Here is a 6,265-nt window from a genome sequence, read left to right on the forward strand (position 1 = left end):
AACAAAGGTTACGAAACTACTTACTGCATAACAAAAAAAGAAAGTACATTACACTAGAAGCCCAACGGCTCTAGCATAATGTACTATTCTTAAAGATCAAACTTGACAACTTGGTTGCTTAGTTTGTATATGGCTCTTCTTGAGTTACACCAATTTGATAACGATAGATTTCTGATCCTGCATTTGTAGGAATATTATAGTTTACAACACGGTTGTTAACTGGTACTAAAATTGCACGGTAAACCGTAGGGAATACAGGAATTTCTTCAACCATAAATTCTTGCCATTCACTATAAACCTCTTGACGATATGCATGATCAAATGCTTCTTCAGATAAACCTCTTGCTAACAATTCATCATTTCCTTCACTTTCATAACGAGGGAAGTTAAAGATAGCATTAGGTCCGTATAATCCAGATGGATCGACGTCACTACCTACACCCCATGCAGCTTGATAGATATCAATTGCTGGATCATCTTCTCCTCTTTGTCCGACACGATCATAGAATGAATTGAATTCAATTAGTCGACCATCAAGTAATTGTACGTTAAGTCCAACTGCTTCCCAGCTTTGGATATAATAACGTGCCAATGGCTCTGCAGTATCTCCACCAGACATGGAAGCAAAGTTAATAACTAACTCATTACCATCTGGATCTTCACGGAAACCATCACCAGTTACATCTTCATAACCAGCAGCATCAAGAATTTCATTTGCTCTTTCTGGATCATATAATGGCGCTTCGATCGTATCATCATGGAAATCTGGGTGGGATGGTGGAATTAGTGTTGTTGCATTCCAACGCAATCCGTTATAGAAACGCTCCCCAACGGTTGCATTATCAACCGCATACCACATTGCTCTACGTAATTCTACGTCCGCCATTTTTGCATCTGGATCCATGTCTACACGGTTATTTTCAGCATCCCAAGATCCTAATTTAAAACCAATATACGTATAGGTATTATCAATGTCCCCTAAAAACTCAACATTTGACATATCTGCATTTTCTGGATATTGGTCAGTCGGGAAACTATTAACCAAATCGACAGTTCCATTTTGAAGTGATTGAACAACAACGTTTTCGTTTACTACGATTAACGTAAGTCCGTCAAGTGTTGGCTCACCTCTCCAGTAATCTTCGTTTTTCACGTACGTGACAGACTCACCTGGAACAATAGACTCTACTATAAATGGACCGAAACCAATTGGTTCACGACGCACAGCGTCTGATGAAGACATATCGGCTACTGGAATATCTTCAAAAATATGTTTTGCTAATGGGTAAGTCCATATCCCACTTGATAGTAATGATGGAGTAAAGTTAGCATACGTAATTTTTAACGTTTTTTCATCAATAACTTCCATTCCCGAAATGGTATCTGCTTCTCCAGCATGGTATTCCTCCATACCTTCAATACTTGTAAACGTTTGACCATAACGAGGACCATCATAATCTGGGTCACCAATTACTTCGTGTGCAAATAACCAATCTTCTGCTGTTACTGGTTCACCATCATGCCAGTTTACATTATCACGAATAGTAAATGTAATGGATTGCTCTTCTTCGTTTACTTCAAATGTTGCCGCGCCTTCTTGTGTGTATGCATAGTTCTCATCTACTGCAAGAAGCGACTCACTAAACCAGTCAATAACCTGAACATCTGGATTACCAGAATAGAAGTTATGGTTTAACGTACCTTCAAAAGGAGTATCTGACACTAAACCAAAGGTAATCGTACCTCCATCGATTGCTTCACCCTCATTTGTTTTCACTGGGCTGAAATCATCGATAGAGTAGATACCATCATCTTCAGCGTCATCTTCGTCGCCTCCATTAGTATCCTCCTCTTGACCTTGATCATTTTGTTCTCCTTGAGTATCTTCATCCTCTGAACCACAACCTACTAATGCTAGTAACAAAATCAACATCATTGCAAACAACAGTTTTGCTAAACTAGACTTTTTCATAAATATAACCTCCCCATTTTTTGTGTTTTCTGCTAACAATTGTTAGCTATCTATACTCAACATCTTAATTGATGTAGGTATCAAAATAATATAACTACTAACCTCTACGTTGACGAGCATCTGTCGCTCGTTTTAGCGCCTCACCAACATTACGCACACTTAACATCAACAAGAAAATTAAGATGGCGGCTGGCATCCAAATCCACCAACGGTTTTCTAATGTTTGTGGATTTCTTGCATAACTTAATAATGTCCCTAAGCTTGGCGTTTCCTCTGGAAAACCAAAGCCTAAGAATGATAACCCAGACTCCAAACCAATATTTGCTGCTAAATTTAACGTCATCGTTACGATAATTAAGGAACTAACATTCGGTAATACTTGACCGAACATAATTTTCCACCTTGGTGTTCCTAACGTTTTCGATGCTTGCGCATAATCCAGTTCCCGTTCTTGCAATGCTTTGGAACGGATAAGGCGTGCAATTCCCATCCATAAAAATGCTGTCATAATTAGGGAAAAACTAATGATCGAATAGTTTGGTACAATCGAAACAAAAACGATAACAATCATTAAAAACGGCAAGATGATAAAGAAATCAAGAACTCTCATCATAATGTTGTCAATATGACCACCGAAAAATCCAGCCGTTAAACCAAAGGTAACACCGATAAGTCCAGTCATTAATGTAACCAGAAAACCGATCGTTAGCGAGTTACGTGTTCCAATAATCAATTGTCCGAACACATCTCTTCCACCATAATCTGTTCCTAACCAAAAGTCACTAGAAGGTGGTTCGTGGATCGCGAATAAATCAATTTTCACAATTTGATCCAAGTCTAAAAACAAAGAGATACCGTATACAAGCGTTGTAACTAAGAGTAGAAAAACTAGAGATATTAGTGCTAATTTATCTCTCATAATCTCTCGCCAAATAATGCTAACTCCAGATGGGCTTTTGTTTATATTCTCTATATTAAGGTTTTCTACAGCATTCGTCGTTTCCACAATTTTCACTTCTCCCTTTCTCCATTACTTAATGCGAATTCTCGGATCAACAAGACTCAGGATGATATCAGAAAGCAGTGCACCAAGGATCGATGCAATTCCTAATAATAGAACAACAGCAATTACGACACTGTAGTCCCGGAGATTAATCGATTCAATAAATAGTTGCCCCATTCCTGGATAACTATAGATTGTCTCCACAAAAATCGTACCACCAATTAATCCTGTAATCTCAAAGCCGAAAAACGCTGCAATCGGTAAAAGTGAATTTCTTAAAATATGACGATTGTATACCCTTGATTCTGAAGCTCCTTTTGCCCGAGCTGTTATGATAAAATCTTTTTGTTTCGTATCAATAATTTCACTTCTTAAGTACTGTACAGTGTTAACCGTAGTAATTAATGCCATCGATAATGCTGGTAAAATAAGATGGTGTAATCTACTCAAGAAATATTCGAAGGTTCCTGGTGTTAAACCTGGTGATACGCTTCCCCCTGTTGGGAACCAACCAAATTGAAAACCGAGGATCCATAGTGCTACTAGTGCAAAAATAAATAATGGTGTAGCAAAACCTACATACGTGTAACCAGTAATCATTTGATCTCTAAACGTATCGTTATAGCGACCACTTGTAATGCCTAATGGAATAGCGATTAAATAGGTAAAGATTAATGTTACTAAAGACAACCAAAATGTATTTACCAAACGCTGTCCGATAATTTCCGTAACGTCCATTTTATAACGAAACGACCTTCCTAAATCACCTTCCGTGACTACACCAGTAATCCAATCTACATATTGAATATGCCACGGGTCATTCAATCCAAGTCGTTCCCGTTGCGCTTCAATAGCTGCTGGATCAATGTTAGGATCGATTAAACCGGATAACGCATCCCCCGGCATCATCTGTGCCATCAAAAACACTAATACACTTAGTAACAAGATCTGCGGTAATGCAATAAGTAAACGTCTTACAATAAATTTCCACATATCATTATCAACCTTTCTCCGGCAAAGCGACTGAGTGCGAATTCGAAATATTCCGCAAATTATAAGCTAAGCCTTCCTCATCAAAGTAATCGTGATAAGATTGTTCAAATTCCTCTTGAACAGATTGGCGAAATATTTTTTGTTTCTCTCTGTTCTGAGGATTAATGTCAGGAATAGCTGCAACAAGGCGCTTCGTGTAAATATGTTGAGGATTCGTGAAAATTTCTTCCGTTTTTCCTTCCTCAACATAACGCCCTTTATACATAATCCCAATCTCATCACTCATGTGTTTGACAATACCAAGATCGTGGCTGATAAATAAATAAGTTAAGTTAAGCTCTTTTTGAATATCCTTCATAAAGTTCAAAACCTGTGCTTGAACAGAAACATCTAGTGCGGATACTGGTTCGTCCGCAATAATTAATTTAGGCTTTAAAGCAATCGCTCTAGCAATACCAATTCTTTGTCTTTGACCGCCGGAAAACTCATGCGGATACTTTAAAATACTTTCTGGTGATAGTCCTACTTTTTCTAGCAACTCGGCTACTTTATAACGTTCTTCTTTCTTCGTTAAACGTTCATAATTCCGTAACGGTTCTGCGACAATATCGATTACTCTTTTCTTTGGATTTAAGGATGAGTACGGATCTTGAAAGATCATTTGAATATCTTTTCGAACATCTACCTTTTTACTATTATCTGTTAAATCATTGCCCTCAAAAAATACTTTTCCTGAAGTGATATTATTTAATCCAATAATCGCTCGACCTGTTGTTGTTTTACCAGATCCTGATTCGCCAACTAAACCATATGTTTTCCCCTGCTCTATGGAGAATGAAACACCATCAACAGCACGGACCGAATCGATCTTTCGATTTAAAAGACCCCCACGAATTGGAAAGTGAATCTTTAAATCCTCTACTTTAAGAAATTCCATGTGCTTCATCCCCCTTTTCATCAGGGAAATAGAAATGCTCATGACATGTACAACGAACAAAATGCCCTGGTGCAATCTCATGTAGTGTTGGATTTTCCTCATGTGCCGATTCATCAATCCAAGGAATACGAGCAGCAAATCGACAACCGTGTCTAGGTAAATTCTTTAATGATGGTACAATGCCTTGAATAACATGCAGTGTGTCCTGTTGCTCATCAGAAGGAACAGAATTTAATAGTGATCTTGTATAAGGATGGCGTGCATTTTCAAATAGTGTATCCACACTTGCAATCTCTACAATTTCACCAGCATACATCACGGCTACCCGATCGGCCATCTCAGCAACTACACCTAAGTCATGAGTAATTAATATAATTCCAGCATTCATTTTTTCTTTTAGATCTCTGATTAAATCTAAAATTTGGGCTTGAATAGTAACATCTAAAGCTGTAGTTGGTTCATCAGCAATCAATAATTCGGGCGAATTTGCTATTGCTATAGCAATAATTACTCTTTGTCTCATCCCACCAGACAACTCGTGCGGAAATTGTTCACAAGTTTGTTTTGGTCTAGGTATTCCTACTTGATCTAAAAGTGTGATAACACGTTCGCGTCTTTTCCTTTTAGAAAGGTTTCGATTGTGCAGTTGAAGTACTTCCCCAATTTGTTCTTCAATGGTCATTAATGGGTTAAGTGCTGTTAATGGATCTTGAAATATCATTGACATTTCATTTCCACGTATTGCGTTTAATTTGCTGATTGAAATATTAGCAAGGTCCTTATCTTTAAATACAATATTCCCTTCGATTTTCGCTCGATTATGCAGACCCATAATAGAAAAAGCTAATGCACTCTTTCCTGAACCCGATTCACCAACAATTGCTAGGACTTCATTTTTATGAACATCCAATGAAACATCATCAACTGCTGCAAAATAATCATCTCTAATACGAAAAGAAGTTTTTAAGTTTTTAAGCTCTAGCAATTTATTTTTCAACTTCATCCTCCTATTTATCTATATATTTCACAATTGAGGTATTATTCTGAAAATTCTTTGTATGGTAATATCTCTCTTCTACATTATCCCTTAATGCCGGATCTGTAATGTATAAACGTTATTATATGAAACTATTTAACAAAAAGCAATGATTATTCTGATTTTTTTTAATATTATACTAATTTAGTTTAATAATCATCTAATATTAAGATAGATCACCTGTAGTTTATGTATATTTCTGATAATACCAATGCGTTTACTCGATTAAATCTGGTTGCATGGTATCCAATGATTCATTGGGGCATATAGAATGTTATGAAATATCAACAAAAATACACCGAATGCAGTGAAACTTCAATCAGT

At 37.0% G+C, this 6,265-nt stretch carries 5 protein-coding genes; all 5 read right to left on the minus strand.

The annotated features are described in order from the left end of the window. Nucleotides 1-118: 118 nt before the first annotated feature. Nucleotides 119-1,972, minus strand: coding sequence for an oligopeptide ABC transporter substrate-binding protein (opp4A, locus tag OWO01_RS10410; RefSeq protein WP_268780393.1), 1,854 nt, complete (start codon nucleotides 1,970-1,972; stop codon nucleotides 119-121). 97 nt (nucleotides 1,973-2,069) lie between these two features. Continuing rightward, nucleotides 2,070-2,978 carry an ABC transporter permease gene (locus OWO01_RS10415; RefSeq protein ID WP_268780400.1) on the minus strand — a complete coding sequence of 303 codons (909 nt, stop codon included), beginning with the start codon at nucleotides 2,976-2,978 and terminating at the stop codon, nucleotides 2,070-2,072. 24 nt (nucleotides 2,979-3,002) lie between these two features. Beyond that, on the minus strand, nucleotides 3,003-3,968 hold the full coding sequence (gene opp4B / locus OWO01_RS10420) for an oligopeptide ABC transporter permease (RefSeq protein WP_268780394.1): 966 nt from the start codon (nucleotides 3,966-3,968) through the stop codon (nucleotides 3,003-3,005). 7 nt (nucleotides 3,969-3,975) lie between these two features. After that, on the minus strand, nucleotides 3,976-4,905 hold the full coding sequence (locus tag OWO01_RS10425; RefSeq protein WP_268780395.1) for an ABC transporter ATP-binding protein: 930 nt from the start codon (nucleotides 4,903-4,905) through the stop codon (nucleotides 3,976-3,978). Then, nucleotides 4,892-5,902 carry an ABC transporter ATP-binding protein gene (locus OWO01_RS10430; RefSeq protein WP_272506096.1) on the minus strand — a complete coding sequence of 337 codons (1,011 nt, stop codon included), beginning with the start codon at nucleotides 5,900-5,902 and terminating at the stop codon, nucleotides 4,892-4,894. The genes OWO01_RS10425 and OWO01_RS10430 overlap by 14 nt, the downstream gene beginning before the upstream one ends. Nucleotides 5,903-6,265 lie beyond the last annotated feature (363 nt).

This window comes from Natronobacillus azotifigens, from assembly GCF_026805325.1.
Taxonomy (GTDB): Bacteria; Bacillota; Bacilli; order Bacillales; family Amphibacillaceae; genus Natronobacillus; species Natronobacillus azotifigens.

Coding starts and splice junctions, on each gene's coding strand:
- opp4A (WP_268780393.1), bottom strand. CDS start 1,972: ATGAAAAAGTCTAGTTTAGCAAAACTGTTGTTTGCAATGATGTTGATT.
- opp4B (WP_268780394.1), bottom strand. CDS start 3,968: ATGTGGAAATTTATTGTAAGACGTTTACTTATTGCATTACCGCAGATC.
- OWO01_RS10425 (WP_268780395.1), bottom strand. CDS start 4,905: ATGGAATTTCTTAAAGTAGAGGATTTAAAGATTCACTTTCCAATTCGT.